The sequence below is a fragment of the Actinospica sp. genome (assembly GCF_035552695.1).
GTDB lineage: Bacteria > Actinomycetota > Actinomycetes > Streptomycetales > Catenulisporaceae > Actinospica.
This window is the reverse complement of record NZ_DASZKT010000067.1, coordinates 1-15,410: the sequence shown is the minus strand read 5'-3', so window position 1 is coordinate 15,410 and position 15,410 is coordinate 1. Positions and strand designations below refer to the sequence as shown.

The 15,410-nt window shown below is 70.3% G+C and carries 11 protein-coding genes and 1 rRNA gene; 8 read left to right on the top strand and 4 right to left on the bottom strand.

All coding sequences use genetic code 11. The annotated features are described in order from the left end of the window. Positions 1–143: 143 nt before the first annotated feature. Entirely contained in the window at positions 144–1,304 is a 1,161-nt protein-coding gene (locus VG296_RS09405; protein ID WP_325565196.1) for a hypothetical protein, read from the top strand. Between the two features lie 30 nt (positions 1,305–1,334). On the opposite strand, the gene VG296_RS09400 is transcribed toward VG296_RS09405, so the two are convergent. Beyond that, positions 1,335–2,750 carry an LCP family protein gene (locus VG296_RS09400; protein ID WP_325565194.1) on the bottom strand — a complete coding sequence of 472 codons (1,416 nt, stop codon included), beginning with the start codon at positions 2,748–2,750 and terminating at the stop codon, positions 1,335–1,337. A gap of 303 nt (positions 2,751–3,053) precedes the next feature. Between VG296_RS09400 and VG296_RS09395 the strand changes: the two genes are divergently transcribed. The 6 genes from VG296_RS09395 to VG296_RS09370 all read left to right on the top strand — a co-directional run bounded on the left by VG296_RS09395 (position 3,054) and on the right by VG296_RS09370 (position 9,541). Beyond that, a complete protein-coding gene (locus VG296_RS09395) occupies positions 3,054–4,655 on the top strand; it encodes a carboxyl transferase domain-containing protein (RefSeq protein WP_414641077.1) in 1,602 nt (533 codons plus the stop codon). Positions 4,656–4,665: 10 nt separating this feature from the next. Next, on the top strand, positions 4,666–6,333 hold the full coding sequence (locus VG296_RS09390; protein WP_325565193.1) for an acetyl/propionyl/methylcrotonyl-CoA carboxylase subunit alpha: 1,668 nt from the start codon (positions 4,666–4,668) through the stop codon (positions 6,331–6,333). Further along, entirely contained in the window at positions 6,330–7,289 is a 960-nt protein-coding gene (locus tag VG296_RS09385) for a hydroxymethylglutaryl-CoA lyase (RefSeq protein WP_325565191.1), read from the top strand. Before VG296_RS09390 ends, VG296_RS09385 begins: the two co-directional genes overlap by 4 nt. Before the next feature lie 6 nt (positions 7,290–7,295). Next, positions 7,296–8,453, top strand: a complete 1,158-nt coding sequence (locus VG296_RS09380) for an acyl-CoA dehydrogenase family protein (protein ID WP_325565189.1) — start codon at positions 7,296–7,298, stop codon at positions 8,451–8,453. A 142-nt stretch (positions 8,454–8,595) separates the two neighbouring features. Continuing rightward, a complete protein-coding gene (locus VG296_RS09375; RefSeq protein WP_325565187.1) occupies positions 8,596–9,027 on the top strand; it encodes a DUF6918 family protein in 432 nt (143 codons plus the stop codon). Between the two features lie 127 nt (positions 9,028–9,154). Next, positions 9,155–9,541, top strand: coding sequence for a hypothetical protein (locus VG296_RS09370; RefSeq protein ID WP_325565185.1), 387 nt, complete (start codon positions 9,155–9,157; stop codon positions 9,539–9,541). An 89-nt stretch (positions 9,542–9,630) separates the two neighbouring features. Here the strand turns inward: VG296_RS09370 and VG296_RS09365 are convergent, their stop codons facing one another. Beyond that, on the bottom strand, positions 9,631–12,771 hold the full coding sequence (locus VG296_RS09365; RefSeq protein ID WP_325565184.1) for a bifunctional [glutamine synthetase] adenylyltransferase/[glutamine synthetase]-adenylyl-L-tyrosine phosphorylase: 3,141 nt from the start codon (positions 12,769–12,771) through the stop codon (positions 9,631–9,633). Between the two features lie 140 nt (positions 12,772–12,911). On the opposite strand from VG296_RS09365, the gene VG296_RS09360 reads away from it, so the two are divergent. Continuing rightward, complete coding sequence (locus VG296_RS09360) at positions 12,912–13,658, top strand: TetR/AcrR family transcriptional regulator (RefSeq protein WP_325565183.1); 747 nt, start codon at positions 12,912–12,914, stop codon at positions 13,656–13,658. Positions 13,659–13,825: 167 nt separating this feature from the next. Here VG296_RS09360 and VG296_RS09355 read toward each other — a convergent pair whose 3' ends face one another. Together VG296_RS09355 and rrf are read right to left on the bottom strand one after the other, a co-directional pair. Beyond that, positions 13,826–15,163, bottom strand: coding sequence for a glutamine synthetase family protein (locus VG296_RS09355; RefSeq protein ID WP_325565181.1), 1,338 nt, complete (start codon positions 15,161–15,163; stop codon positions 13,826–13,828). A gap of 154 nt (positions 15,164–15,317) precedes the next feature. Beyond that, positions 15,318–15,410 (bottom strand): 5S ribosomal RNA (gene rrf / locus VG296_RS09350); the annotation flags it as partial.

The following is a 15,410-nucleotide window of genomic DNA, read 5'->3' as shown; positions in this document are numbered from 1 at the left end:
CCTTGTCCATACAGGTAGTCACGAATCAGACCGGTCACAAGAACGTTTCCGAGGTTTTACGGAGTTTCACCACGGTCGGCTCCGGGCAACCGGCGCGCGAACTCGGCGAGCGCCCCGCGCGTACTCGGCGGCAGAATGAACGCGTGAGGATTCTGGAGATCGCGCTCGGCTCCTTCATCGTGCTGTTCACCTGGATCTCGGTGGTCGCGAATCTGGTGGTGCCGCGCGGGCTGCGCTCCCGGTACACCCGGTTCATCCGGGACGCGGTGCGCGCGCCGTTCCAGCTGGTCGCGGACCGGTGCCGCACGTTCGAGCGCAAGGACCTGCTGCTGGCCTGGTCGGCGCCGCTGTCCATCCTGGTGACGCTGCTGAGCTGGCTGGGCCTGTCGGTGGTCGGCTTCGGCTTCGTGCTGGCCGGGGTGGGCGACATCAATCCCGGAAAGGGAATGCTGGAGTCGGGCTCCTCCGTGTTCACCCTGGGCTTCCTGAGCAGCTCGGACAGCCAGCAGACCTTCGTCGACTTCTGCGCCGCCGCGACCGGCCCGGTGATGATCGGCCTGCTGGTCGGTTACCTTCCGGCGATGTACAGCGCGTACTCGCAGCGCGAGGCCGAGGTGACGATGCTTCAGGCGCGGGCGGGCGTGCCGGCCTGGGGTCCGGAGATCCTGATGCGGCACGTGCAGGTGCCCGGCCTGATCACCCAGCTGACCACGCTCTACCAGGGCTGGGAGCGCTGGGCGGCGCAGATCGCGGAGAGCCACACGAGCTACCCCGTGCTGATCCACTTCCGCTCGCCGCGCGCCACCCGCAACTGGCTGATCGCGCTGCTGGCCATCATGGACGCCGCCGCGCTCGAGCTGGCGCTCAACCCCTCGAAGCCCAAGGCGACCATGCGGATGACGCTGCGCGCGGGTTTCACCTGCCTGCGCGAGATCGCCGACGTCGAGGGCATCCCGTACGAGATCGACCCCGACCCGGACAGCGAGATCCAGCTGACCTATGCCGAGTTCTTGCGGGGCCTGGACATGCTGCGCTACGCGGGCTACCCGATGGAGCGCGAGCATGAGCTGGAGGAGGCCTGGGCGCACTTCCGCGGCTGGCGGGTGAACTACGAGTCTCTCGCGTACACCCTCGCGTACCGCATCGACGCCGTCGCCGCCCCCTGGTCCGGCCCGCGCCGCACCCAGCGCCAGACCTTCGACCCCCGCTCGCCGGTCGACCGCCAGCCGAGAAGATTCAGCCCGGAATCGGGTTCGGCCGCTGAAACAGACTCGAAGTCGGACTCGACATCGCCGACCCGCTAGCCGACGAGAACCGCGCGACGCCGTAGCTGCTCAGTCCACGCAGGGGACGCCCGGCGGCGGGTCGAGGTTGACCGGGGCGGCCGGGGTCGTGGGAGTCGTGGGGGCGACCGCGGCGGGCTTGGGTGGTGCCTGCCCGGGGGCGGGGGACGCGGCGTGGGTGTGCGCGGTTGAGGCGCCGGCGGCCGCGTGGTGCGACGAGGCCGCGTGCGACTTGGGAGCCGACGTTTCGGCGCCGAGTTCCGTCAGCGGTTCGCTGTCGCCGTACGCGCTCTCGGTGCCGCCTGCGCCCTGCGGGACCTGGGGGATCGCACCGCCGCCGGTCATGCCGGCGGGGATCTTGCCGGCGATCAGCTCCTGGGCGTCGGCGCGGACCTTCGCGGGGTCGATGAGGTTCACCGACTCGCCGTCCTCGGTGGCGAAGCCCTCGATCGGCAGCGTGTAGAAACTCACCTTGCCTGACGTCACGACTCCGGCCTGGCGGATGAACGTCAGAGGGTTGAGGCCGGAGTCGACCACGACATCCCGGTGCGCCACGTCGAGGAGCGCGCCCAGCTTGCTCAGGTCGCCGAAGACGCCCTCCGAGTTGAGCTTGGCCGCGGCGGACGCGAGGAACGCCTGCTGACGATGCGTCCGGTCGAGGTCGCCGCCGGTGAGATTGTGCCGCTGGCGGACGAACTCCAGCGCCTGCTGGCCGTCGAGGGTCTGCACCCCGGCCGGGAAGTTCGCGCCCGAGTAGTCGTCGTGCGCGGGTTGGCGCAGGCAGACCGTCACCCCGCCGAGCGCGTTGGCCAGGTCGTAGAAGCCCGCGAGGTTGATCTCGGCGAAGTGGTCGACCTGCACGCCGAGCAGGTCCTGCACCGCCTCGATCGCGGCCTTGCGCCCCGCCTCGCGGCCCACCCGCTCGAGTTGCGCCTGGTCGTTCACGCCGCCCTGCTGCGCCTGCTGCTCGGCCAGCGCCTTGGCCCGGCCGTACGCCTCCTTGATCTTGTGGTTGCCGAGGCCCTCGGGCAGGTCCACGTAGTCGTCGCGCGGGATGGACAGCGCGACGGCGCGGGAGCCGTCGGCCGGGATGTGCAGCAGGATCAGGGTGTTGGTGTTGTAGCCGCCGATGTCGCTGCTGGAGCCCGCGTGCAGCTTGTCCAGGATCGAATACGGAAGATCGTTGCCGTTCATGTCCTTGCGCGAGTCCAGGCCCATCAGCAGGATGTTCTGGTCCGTCTCCGGGTGGTCGCCGAGGCCGGCGAGCGCGTCGGACGTGGTGAGCGTGCCGAGGATGGTGCGGTCCATGTACCAGCCGGTGCCGGCCGCGGCCAGGACGATCAGCGCGAGCGTGCCGGCCAGCGCCCGGGCGCCGATCCGCAGGCCGCGGGGCAGCCGCAGCCGGACCACCGGGGAGGAGGAGGACGAGGACGGGGAGGGCCGGGAGGACGGAGACTTCGGGGGCACGGCGCGGCCTCCCCCGTTCGGCCCTGCCGCCCGCCTGGCCGGGTTCGGCCGCGGCCGCCGGTTCGTCCCCACGCGCGCCGCCTTCCGAGTCGGGAGATCCGTACGTATTCCCGCTCCACCCTAGAAAGGCCCTGGTGGTGCGCCGGGCAGACGCGGCCGTGGGCTCACCCGTTCGGACCCGCGCTTTCCTAGACCGCTTCCCCTGTGTTACTCATGGGTACGAGGAGGCCGAACACCAACGGCCGATCACGAAGCACCGGGCACCACAAGCGCCCGGTCAGTACCTACGGAAAGGCGGCGACGGTGCCGTCCAGCTCGACCGTGCCATCCACGCTGCGGGCCGCGCCCGCGACGCTTCGCGAACTGTCCGGACAGCTGCGCGAACGCCTGGCCGAGGTGCGCCTCGGCGGCGACGAGCGCTCGCGCGCCCGCCACCTCTCCCGAGGCAAGCTGCTGCCCCGAGACCGGATCGATCGGCTGCTCGACCCCGGCTCGCCCTTCCTGGAACTCGCCCCGCTGGCCGCGTACGGCCTCTACGCCGAGCACGGCGGTCCGGTGCCGTCGGGAGGGCTCGTGGCAGGGATCGGCCGCGTCCACGGCAGGATCTGCATGGTCGTGGCGAACGACGCGACGGTCAAGGGCGGCACGTACTACCCGCTGACCGTGAAGAAGCACCTGCGCGCCCAGCAGATCGCCGCCGACAACCGCACCCCTTGCCTGTATCTCGTCGACTCCGGCGGCGCCTACCTCCCGCTGCAGGACGAGGTCTTCCCGGACCGCGAGCACTTCGGCCGGATCTTCTACAACCAGGCCCGGATGTCCGGCGCGGGCATCCCGCAACTGGCGGCCGTGCTGGGCGCGTGCACGGCGGGCGGCGCGTACGTCCCGGCGATGAGCGACGAGACGATCATCGTGCGGAATCAGGGCACGATCTATCTCGGCGGGCCGCCGCTGGTACGCGCGGCCACCGGCGAGATCGTCACCGCCGAGGAACTGGGCGGCGCGGACGTGCACACGCGGCTTTCCGGGGTCGCCGACCACCTCGCGGAGGACGACGAGCACGCACTCGATCTGCTGCGCGCGGCGGTGCACACGCTGCCGCCCGCGACGCCCTGGATGACGCCGGAGGCGCCCGAGGAGCCGGCCGAGGATCCCGAGGCGCTGTACGACCTCGTCCCCACCGACCCGCGGATCCCCTACGACGTGCGCGAGGTGATCCGGCGCGTGGTCGACGGATCGCGGACGCACGAGTTCAAAGCCCGCTACGGCGAGACTCTGGTGTGCGCCTTCGCGAAGATCCACGGCTATCCGGTCGGCATCCTGGCGAACAACGGCGTGCTGTTCGGCGAGTCCGCGGTCAAGGGGGCGCACTTCATCGAGCTCTGCCAGCAGCGCCGGATCCCCCTGCTGTTCCTGCAGAACATCAGCGGCTTCATGGTCGGTAAGGACTATGAGAACCGCGGCATCGCCCGGGACGGCGCGAAGCTGGTGACGGCCGTGGCCTGCGCGACCGTGCCCAAGCTGACCGTCGTGATCGGCGGCTCCTTCGGCGCGGGCAACTACGGCATGTGCGGCCGCGGCTATGACCCGCGCTTCCTGTGGATGTGGCCGAACGCGCGCATCTCGGTGATGGGCGGCGAGCAGGCGGCGACGGTGCTCGCCACGGTGCGGCGGGACCGGGTCGAGTCCGAGGGCGGCACGTGGTCCGCCGACGACGAGGAGGCGTTCAAGAAGCCGATCCGGGACCAGTACGAGACGCAGGGCTCGCCCTACTACTCGACCGCGCGGCTGTGGGACGACGGGATCATCGACCCCGTGGACACCCGGCGGGTGCTCGGGCTGGCGCTGGCCGCCACCTCGTACGCGGAGCCCGAGCCGGTCGGCTACGGCGTATTCCGGATGTAGGGGGAACATCATGGTCGACAGCATCCTGATCGCCAACCGAGGCGAGATCGCACTGCGCGTGATTCGCACGGCGCGGGCCATGGGCATCCGGACGGTGGCCGTGTACTCGGACGCCGACATCCGGTCGCCGCACGTCACGGCCGCCGACGTGGCCGTGCGCCTCGGCCCGGCTCCGGCGACCGAGTCCTACCTGAACGTCGCGGCGGTGCTCGGCGCCGCGCGCGAGGCCGGGGCCGACGCCGTGCACCCGGGCTACGGCTTCCTGTCCGAGAACGCGGGCTTCGCGCAGGCCTGCCAGAAGGCGGGGCTGACGTTCGTCGGCCCGCCCGCCGAGGTCATCTCCGCGCTGGGCCGCAAGGACGCGGCGCGCGAACTGGCCGAGCAGGCGGACGTGCCGGTGCTCCGCGCGTACCGCGCCGCCGAGGTGCCGCAAGACGTATTCCCGGTGCTGGTCAAGGCCGCTTCGGGCGGCGGCGGCAAGGGCATGCGGATCGTGCGCGCGCCAGCCGAGCTGCCGGATGCCCTGCAGGCGGCCGAACGCGAGGCCGAATCAGCGTTCGGCGACGGCACTGTGCTGGTCGAGCGGTACCTGGAGCACGGCCGGCACGTCGAGGTGCAGATCCTCGCGGACGGCCACGGAAACGTCGTCCACCTGGGCGAGCGCGACTGCTCGGTGCAGCGGCGGCACCAGAAGGTCGTCGAGGAGAGCCCGGCGCCGACGATCTCGCCCGAGCTGCGCGAACGGCTGCTCGACGCCGCGGTTCGGCTGTGCCGCAAGGTCGGATACGTGAACGCGGGCACGGTCGAGTTCATCGTCTCAGGGGACGAATTCTTCTTCCTGGAAGTCAATACCCGTCTTCAGGTCGAGCACTCGGTCACGGAACTGGTCACCGGCCTGGATCTCGTTGAACTGCAGATCCGCATCGCCCGCGGCGAGCGGCTGCCGCGGCTTTCCGCGAGGCCGGACGGGCACGCCATCGAGGTGCGCGTGTACGCCGAGGACGCGGAACACGGCTTCCTGCCGCAGGCGGGTACGGCGGAGACCGTGCGGTGGCCGTCCGAGTCGAGCGCGCGCGTCGACACGGCGCTGCGCAGCGGCGGCGAGGTGACTGCGTACTACGACCCGATGGTGGCCAAGGTGACCGCGCACGGCGTCGACCGCGAGGCCGCGCGCCGCAACCTGCTCTCAGCCATCGAAGACACCGAGATCAGTGGCCTGACAACGAACCTGCCGTTCCTGCGTACCGTGCTCGGTTCGGCCGAATTCGCCGATGCCGCGATCGACACGTCCTGGCTCGACACGCACCCCGACCTGCCGTTCCACCCGCGCCTGGAGCCGGACGGCCCGACGCCCTTCGACGCCCGCGACGGCTGGCGGCTCGGCGGACCCGCGCTGCCCGCGCGTGCGCACGCCGAACGAATCGGCGCGAGCGAAGACGCGTCCACCGCCCCCGACGGTTCGGTGCGTGCGCCGATGCCGGGCACGGTGCTCGCGGTCAAGGTGCACGAGGGCCAGACCGTCACGGCGGGCGAGCCGCTCGGCGTGCTGGAGGCGATGAAGATGGAGCACACGATGCTCTCACCCAGCGACGGCGTCGTGTCGGCGGTGGGCGCAGAAGTCGGCGACCAGGTGCCGCTCGGCCATGAACTCTTCCACGTGGAGGTGACGCCGTCATGATCCCCGGACTCCCGCAGAAGCTGACGCAGCACGGCCTGCCGCAGCGGGTCACGGTGTACGAGGTCGGCGCGCGCGACGGCCTGCAGAACGAGAAGGCCGTGGTGCCGACATCCGCCAAGGCCGAGTTCATCGAGCGCCTCGCCGACGCCGGCCTGTGGATGATCGAGGCGACCGGCTTCGTGCACCCGAAGTGGGTGCCGCAACTCGCCGACGCCGACGAGCTGCTGCCGATGCTCGCGGCGCGCAAGTTCAACGAGCACACCCGTTTCCCGGTTCTCGTGCCCAACCGGCGCGGGCTGGCGCGGGCCGCGGCGACCGGCGTGAAGGACATCGCGGTGTTCGCCTCGGCGACCGAGACCTTCGCGCAGAAGAACCTCAACTCGACCATCGAGGATTCGATGACCGAGATCGAGGCGACCATGCAGCAGGCGCTCGCCCGCGGCATGCGCGTCCGCGGCTACGTCTCGATGTGCTTCGGCGACCCCTGGGAGGGTCCCGTCTCCATGCGCAAGGTGACGGACGTCGTGGCGCGGCTGATCGAGGCCGGGTGCACGCAGGTGAGCCTCGGCGACACGATCGGCACCGCCACCCCCGGCCACGTACGTACCCTGATCGACGCGCTTGAGCGGCGCGGCGTGGCCCGCGACCGGCTCGCCGTGCACTTCCACGACACCTACGGCCAGGCGCTGGCGAACACCTACGCCGCGCTGCAGGCCGGAGTGGCAACCGTCGACGCCTCCGCCGGGGGGCTCGGGGGTTGCCCCTACGCCGAATCCGCCACGGGCAACCTGGCCACCGAAGACCTCGTGTGGATGCTCGACGGACTCGGCATCACCACCGGCGTCGACCTGCGCAAGCTCGTCGACGTCTCGAGCTGGATGGCCGACATCCTCGGCCGCCCGGCACCCTCCCGCACTGTCCAAGCCCTCACAAAGGGTTCCAGGAACCGAGGATGAATCGCCATGTCTGTTGACCCCACCCTGCCCGCCGAGTACGAGGACCTGCGCAAGGCCGTCGAGGCCTTCGCCCGCGAGGAGGTGGCCCCGGTCATCGGGGACTACTACGAGCGGCACGCCTTCCCGTACCCGATCGTCGCCGCGATGGGCCGGATGGGCCTGTTCGGCCTGCCGTTCCCGAGCGAGTACGGCGGCATGGACGGGGACTACTTCGCGCTGTGCATCGCGCTGGAGGAACTCGCCCGGGTCGACTCGTCCGTGGCCATCACCCTCGAGGCCGGGGTCAGCCTGGGCTCGATGCCGGTGTTCCGCTTCGGGACCGACGAGCAGAAGGAGTACTGGCTGCCGGAGCTGTGCCGGGGCGAGCGGCTGGCCGCCTTCGGCCTGACCGAACCCGGCGGCGGCTCGGACGCCGGCGCGGTGAGCACGCGGGCCGGCCAGGTCGGCGACTCCTGGGTGATCAACGGCGCGAAATCCTTCATCACCAACTCCGGCACCGACATCACGTCACTGATCACGGTGATGGCCGTGACCGCCAAGGACGACGACGGACGCGCCGAGCTCAGCTGCGTGCTCGTGCCCTCGGGCACCCCGGGGCTGACCGTGGAGCCCGGCTACTCGAAGGTCGGCTGGTGCGCCTCGGACACGCACGGCCTGGTGTTCGACAACTGCCGGGTGCCGCAGGAGAACCTGCTCGGCGAGCGCGGCCGCGGCTACGCGCAGTTCCTGCGCACCCTCGACGAGGGCCGGATCGCGATCGCCGCGCTGTCCACCGGGCTCGCGCAGGGCTGCGTCGACGAGTGCGTGCGCTACGTCCGCGAGCGCTCCGCCTTCGGCCACAAGATCGGCGAGTACCAGGCGATCCAGTTCAAGATCGCCGACATGGAGGTGCGGGCGCACACCGCGCGGCTGGCCTGGCGGCACGCGGCCGGCCTGCTGAACGCCGGCAAGCCGTTCAAGAAGGAGGCGGCGATCGCGAAGCTGATGGCGAGTGAGGCGGCGGTGACCTCCGCGCGGGAGGCCGCGCAGATCTTCGGCGGCTACGGATTCATGAACGAATACCCCGTCGGCCGCTTCTACCGCGACGCGAAGATCCTGGAGATCGGCGAGGGCACCAGCGAGGTGCAGCGGCTGTTGATCGCGCGTTCGTTGAACCTCGTCTGAAATCTCGTCGAATCTCCCCCGACGCAGGTTACAAGGCAGGACGCCGGGGTATCGCGGCGTCCTCAACGGGTCCCGGAAGCTGGTAGCCTGTGCGAACCCTGAGGGGAAATTCCACGTACGCGTCATAGGAGAAGAGCCGCACATGGCCGATCTGAAGCAGATCCTGACCGCCCAGGACGTCCGCCCGAACGTCGTCGCCGACGGTGTGACCCTCGTCGAGGAAGAAGTGGCGGAAAAGGGCCTGATCATCAAGGGCGCCTACAAGACTGTCACCGCTTTCGCCTCCGGAATCATCCGGGACGCTGTGGACACGCTGCTCCCGGACATGCTGGCCAAGCTGCAGCCGTTCTGGGACGACTTCCAGGCCTCCGGCGGCGGCGAGTTCGGCGACTTCCTGGCCAAGAACGGCGAGGCGGCTTCCGAGGCCCTGCTCTCGGTGACCGACGAGCGCGCCAAGGCATCGGAGCGCGCTCCGATCCGCAAGGCCTACAACGCTGTGCGCCCGAGCGGTGTGAAGAACGTCGAGGCCGCACTGCCGCGCCTGGGCGCTCTCGTTCAGAAGTACGCGGGCTGACGCACCCACAGCCGCAGTACGTGCACCACAACTAGTTGCGGCGGGGCGCCGGTTCTTGTCAGTGCCTCCTGAGATAGTCGATCTAGATGACATCAAGTCATCTATTGACTACTCAGGAGGCATTGTCATGTCCGTGAACCAGATCGAACTCGAGCTCGCCGCCAACACCGGTCCCGCCTGGCTCGCCGTGGAGGGCGCGCCCGTGACGGTGTCCTTCCCCGCTGAGGCCGTGCGCTTCGAGGGTGACGAGTTGTGCTTCGTGACGGGAGGCGATGTTGTGCGCACCGTACCTAGGAACGAAGTCGCGGCGCTCAGTTGGCGCAGTACGGCACGAGGTAAGCCCGCGAGCCCTCGTAATGCAGGGGCAGCGTGGACGGACGAGGAGCGCGAGCAGCTCACGGCCGAGGTGCATGGCGGCGTGAGCTGGGCCGAGATCGGGCGTAGGCACGAGAGATCCGTCGCGGGAGTGCGCCTCGAGGCGGAGAAGTTGGGGCTCATCGAGGCGCCGAAGTAGCGCCTCGTGCTAGGCGCTGCGCGGGGATTCGACGCAATACCAGTTCCATCATTGCCGTCGAATCCCCGCATCACAACTAGTTCTCGTCGTCAATCCGCGTCATAGAACAGTCGCTCGAATGCCGTGCGCGCGCGGCGCGCCCGACGGCGATGAGTGTCGAGCAGAGTCTCGCTGTCGATCTCCTCGCCGAGATAGCGGGCGATTCCGGCCAGTTCCCTCGCGTCCGTGGGGACCTGGTCGCCGGGGCGTCCGCGCACGATGGTGATCCCGTTGCGCAGCAAGGAGGTGTGGGTCCAGGCTTCGTCGAGCAACGCGGCGTCCTCGGCGTCGAGCAGCCCGGCGCGGGCGGCCGCGGCGAGGGTGTCACGCGTGCCGGTGACACGCAGCTCCGGGAACACGGCGCCGTGCTTCAGTTGCAGCAGTTGGGCGATCCATTCGACGTCTGACAGACCACCGGGACCGAGCTTGGTGTGCAGCACGGGATCGGCGCCGCGCGGCAGCCGCTCGGCCTCCATCCTGGCCTTCAGCCGCCGAATCTCGCGCACTTCGGTGTCGTTGGGCCCGGATTCGGGGTAGCGCCAGGGGTCTATCGCGGCGATGAAGCGCTTGCCGAGGTCGGCGTCGCCGGCGACCGGTGCCGCGCGCAGCAGTGCCTGTGCTTCCCAGGTGTTGGACCAGCGCTGGTAGTACGCGGCATACGAGGCGAGCGTGCGCACCAACGGTCCTTGCCTGCCCTCGGGCCGCAGGTCGGCGTCGATCCGCAGCGGCGGGTCGGTGCTCGGTGTCTGCAGCAGGGTACGCAGCTCGGTCGCGATGGCGAACGCGGCGGAGGACGCCTCCTGCTCGTCGGCCCCGGGCAAGGGCTCGTAGACGAAGAGCACGTCGGCGTCGGAGCCGTATCCGAGCTCGAATCCGCCGAAGCGCCCCATGCCGATGACCGCGAAGCGCAGGAGCTGCTTACCGCCGTCGGCACGGAAGGCGAGTACGGCGTCGAGCGCGCCCTGCACGGTGGCCGCGGTCACGTCGGTCAGTGCGCGTCCGATCGCGTCCACCCGGGCGCCGTCGGCAGAGTGCTCGAGCCGGTCGAGCGAGCCCGCCGCGCCGTGCGCTGTGACCTGCCCGGAATGCTCGTCGGCGTCGTCGAACTGTCCCAGCACGTCCGCCGTCGCGATGCGCAGCAGCTCTCGCCTGCGTACACCGCGGACCGCGGTGACCGCGTGGGCGGCGTCCGAGGCTCGGTAGACCAACGCGGTCATCTCCGTCGCCAGCGCCTCGCGCGTCAGCACATCGATCGACTTCGCAAGCTGGGCGACCGCATCCGGCGCGCGCATCAGCAGGTCGGGCACGTAGCCGCCCGAGGAGAGCAGCTGTGCGAGCCTCGACGCCGTCTCGCCTTCGTCGCGCAGCGACCGGAGATACCACGGCGTGCTGCCGAGTGCGTCCGAAAGCCTGCGGAAGGCCAGCAGGCTCGCGTCCGAATCCGGCGCGTCGCCGAACCAGTTGAGGAATGCCGGAAGCAACGTGCGCTGAATCGCGGCACGTCGGCTGAGACCCGAGGCGAGCGCGTCGATGTTCGCCAACGCGCCTACCGGATCCGCGTATCCCAACGCTGTCAGCCGGGACTTCGCAGCGTCCGCCGAGAGCCTTTCGGAATTGGTGCTCAACCGGATGTCGGTGGGCGCGAGCAGGGCGACCGTCGAGAGAATCGGCCGATAGAACAGCTTCTCGTGCAGTTGGCGCACGACGCGCGCATGCGAGTGCCAGGCCGCGCGCAACTGTCCCGCCGGGTCGGTGCCGAAGCCCATCGAACGCCCGATCCGCCGCAACGACGGCTCGTCACTCGGCATCAGATGCGTGCGCTCCAGCCGGAAAAGCTGAATCCGGTGCTCGACCGTGCGCAGGAACTCGTACGCATCAGCCAACTGCTGCGCGTCCTGCCGGCCGACGAATCCGCCCGCACCGAGGGCCTCCAGCGCGTCCAGCGTCGCGCGCTGCCGCAACGACGGGTCCGCGCGGCCGTGCACGAGCTGCAGCAACTGGATCGCGAACTCGATGTCGCGCAGACCCCCCGGCCCGAGCTTGATCTCCCGCTCGACCGACGCCGCACCGGGCGCACCGCGCAGGCTCGTCTTCGCCTGGTCCACGACGCGCCGCCGCATCGCGCGCACGTCGTCGACGAAGTGGTCGCGCTGGACCGCCGACCAGATCAGCGGGCTGACGAAGCCGACGTACGCCGCGCCGAGCTCCATGTCCCCGGCGACCGGCCGCGCCTTGAGCAGCGCCTGGAACTCCCAGGTCTTCGCCCAGCGCTGGTAGTACGCGGCGTGGCTGGCGAGGGTGCGTACCAGCGGGCCCGACTTTCCCTCCGGCCGCAGCGCCGCGTCCACCTGCCAGATGGCGCCCTCGGCCGTCACCTCGCCGCACAGCCGCATCATCCCGGCGGCCAGCTGGGTGCCGGTGCGCAGAGCCTCGTACTCCTCCGCCTCGCTCCCGTCGGCCAGCCGTCCCGGCGCGGCGACGAACACGACGTCCACGTCGCTGACGTAGTTCAGTTCCCGCGCGCCGCACTTGCCCATGCCGACGACCGCGAGCCGGCACGGCACCGCGTCGGCCGGGAGTTCCGCGCGGGCCACGGCGAGCGCGGCCTCCAGCGTCGCACCGGCGAGGTCGGACAGCACCCGGCCGACCTCGGGCATCGACGCGCCGCCGGCCACGTCCCTGGCCGTGATCCGCAGCAAACCCCTGCGATACGCCACGCGCAGCGCGTCCGCCGCCGCGAGGCCGGTCAGCCCGGCACGCGGTTCGGCCTCCGCCGGATCCGCGTCCACCGCGGCCAGCAGCTTGCGGCGCAGGTACTCCGGCTCCGGCGCGAGGTCCTCGGGCTCCAGTTCGTCGAGCACGTGCCAGGCCTCGGGGTGCCGGGCGAGGAAGTCGCCGAGCACCGAGGACACACCCAGCACGCCGAGCAGCCTGCCGCGCAGCGGCTGGGATGCCGCTAGAGTCGCCAGCAGCACCTGGCGGTCCGCGGTGTCCGCGGCCAGCAGCCGGGCCAGGGATCCGAGCGCCGTGTCGGGATCCGCGCAGCGCCCGAGGCTCTCCAGGAACACCGGATCCACGGCGAGTTCGGCGAACTCGGACCCGGCCAGCAGTGCCGCGGCCGCCGCCGGATCGGCGAATCCGCGGCGGGCAAGGCGACTGAGCTGGGATTCGCGTTCACGGGGGGCGGCCACGCCTCGACCTTAACCACTGCGCGGGCACTCGGCCAGGCCGGTTCCGGTCAAGATCGTCGACCATGACGCACGGTTCGTGATAGTTCGCTCGAAAGAGTCATTCCCCACGCGACTACCCTCTGCTGCGCTACGGTGACGCCATGCGCGATATGACTGTGGCTTCCACTGATTACACCGTCCGCACCGCCCGCACGCCCCCTACTCAGGGCGCGGCACCGAGTTTTCCGCGGTTGGCCCCCGAGCCCGGCCTGATCGGCCAGCCCGCTCCGCTGCCCCGCGACCGCGCCGCCGCGAACGCACCCGCGCCGGCCCGCCCCCGTGAGCGCAGGACGCTGACCCGTGCCGACTGGATCGGCACCGCCGTCGAGGCGCTGGCCAGGGACGGCCTGCGCGCGGTGGCCGTGGAGCCGCTCGCGGAGCGCCTCGGCGCGACCAAGGGCTCGTTCTACTGGCACTTCCGCGATCGCAATGCCCTGCTGCAGGCCGCGGTGGAGCACTGGGAGGCCACGGCGGTCGACGAGCCGATCGCCCGGCTCGAGGAGATCGCCGACCCGATCGAGCGGCACAACGCCGCGGTGGAGCTGACCAACTCCTCGCCCAAGGACGTCAAGATCTTCCTGGTCCTGCTGTGGAACGCCGACCACGCGGTGATCGGCCCGGCGATCGAGCGCATCATGCGCAAGCGGATGACGTACTCGCAGCGGCTGCGCGAGCAGGCCGGTCTGGCGCCCGACCAGGCCGAGCGCTCCGCGCTGCACTCCTACTCGGTATGGCTTGGCCTGCAGCTGGTGCGCCAGGCGGTGCCCGGCATGGTGGCCGAGGAACTGACCGGCGAAGGCCTGTCCGACTACGTCGCCCAGCTCGGCCGTCAGGCCGTAGGACTCTAGGGCCGTCGCCGCGCATCCCGCGGCGACGGCGCTCAACGGTCCAGACCCTCCGTCTTTCCCCTTCTCACCGACCGGCCTCATCTCCCCCGGTACCGCCGCGGACCTCGCAGGGATCCCCCCGGCGTTCAGGTACCCGACCCGGCCAGTCGGACGAAAGCCGCCGGCGCCTAGAGCACCGGCAGGTAGCGGCTCAGCTCGAACGGCGTGACCTGCCGCTCGTACTCGGCCCACTCCGCACGCTTGTTCCGCAGGAAGAACTCGAAGACGTGCTCGCCGAGCGTCTCGGCGACCAACTCGCTGCGCTCCATCAGCCCGATCGCCTCCTCCAGCGAGGACGGCAGCGGCTGGATGCCCAGCGCCCGCCGCTCGGCCCGGGTCAGCGACCACACGTTGTCGTCGGCGCCCGGCGGCAGCTCGTAACCCTCCTCAACCCCCTTGAGACCAGCGGCGAGAAGCACCGCGTACGCCAGGTACGGATTGCACGCACTGTCGAGACTGCGCACCTCGATCCGCGTGGACTGGCTCTTTCCCGGCTTGTACATCGGCACGCGGACGAGAGCCGAGCGGTTGTTGTGGCCCCAGCAGATGTAGTTCGGGGCCTCGCCGCCGCCGGACAGGCGCTTGTACGAGTTCACCCACTGGTTGGTGACGGCGCTGATCTCGCCCGCGTGCCGAAGCAGGCCCGCGATGAACGAACGGCCGACCTTCGAAAGCTGGTATTCCGCACCCGGCTCGTGGAAGGCGTTGCGGTCGCCCTCGAACAGCGACAGGTGCGTGTGCATGCCCGAACCCGGGTGGTCGGTCAGCGGCTTCGGCATGAAGGACGCGTACACGCCCTGCTCCAGCGCGACTTCCTTGACCACCAGGCGGAAGGTCATGATGTTGTCCGCGGTGGACAGCGCGTCGGCGTAGCGCAGGTCGATCTCCTGCTGGCCGGGCGCGGCCTCGTGGTGGCTGAACTCGACCGAGATGCCCATCGACTCCAGGTGGGTGATGGCCTGGCGGCGGAAGTCGTGCCCGACACCGTGCGGGGTCAGGTCGAAGTAGCCCGAGGCGTCCACCGGCTCCGGCGCCTTGCCGAGCTTGGGCTCGTTCTTGAACAGGAAGAACTCGATCTCCGGGTGCGTGTAGAAGGTGAAGCCCTTTTCCGCGGCCTTGGCGAGCGAGCGCTTGAGAACATAGCGGGGGTCGGCGTACGAGGCGGTGCCGTCCGGGGTCTGGATGTCGCAGAACATCCTGCCGGTGCCCGGCGACTCGGCCCGCCACGGCAGGATCTGGAAGGTGGACGGGTCGGGCTTGACCAGCATGTCCGACTCGTGCACCCGGGCGAAGCCCTCGATGGCGGAGCCGTCGAAGCCGATGCCCTCGGCGAAGGCCTGCTCCAGTTCGGCCGGCGCGACCGCGACCGACTTCAGGAAGCCCAGCACGTCGGTGAACCACAGGCGAACGAAGCGGATGTCCCGCTCTTCCAGGGTCCTGAGGACGAACTCCTGCTGCCGCTCCATGATCCACTCTCCGTGTGACTGGGTGGTTCCGCCTTCTAGGCCACACTATCCCCCGATGCCGTTACCGCGAGGTAAACCGCCCGTCCGGGCGGACTCCGCAGACACTTGAGGCCCGGAACCGTGGTGGTTTCGGGCCTCATGTGTTGGGAGTGTTGTGCGGCGGTGTCCTACTCTCCCACCAGGTCCCCCTGGCAGTACCATCGGCGCTGGCGGGCTTAGCTTCCGGGTTCGGGATGGGACCGGGCGT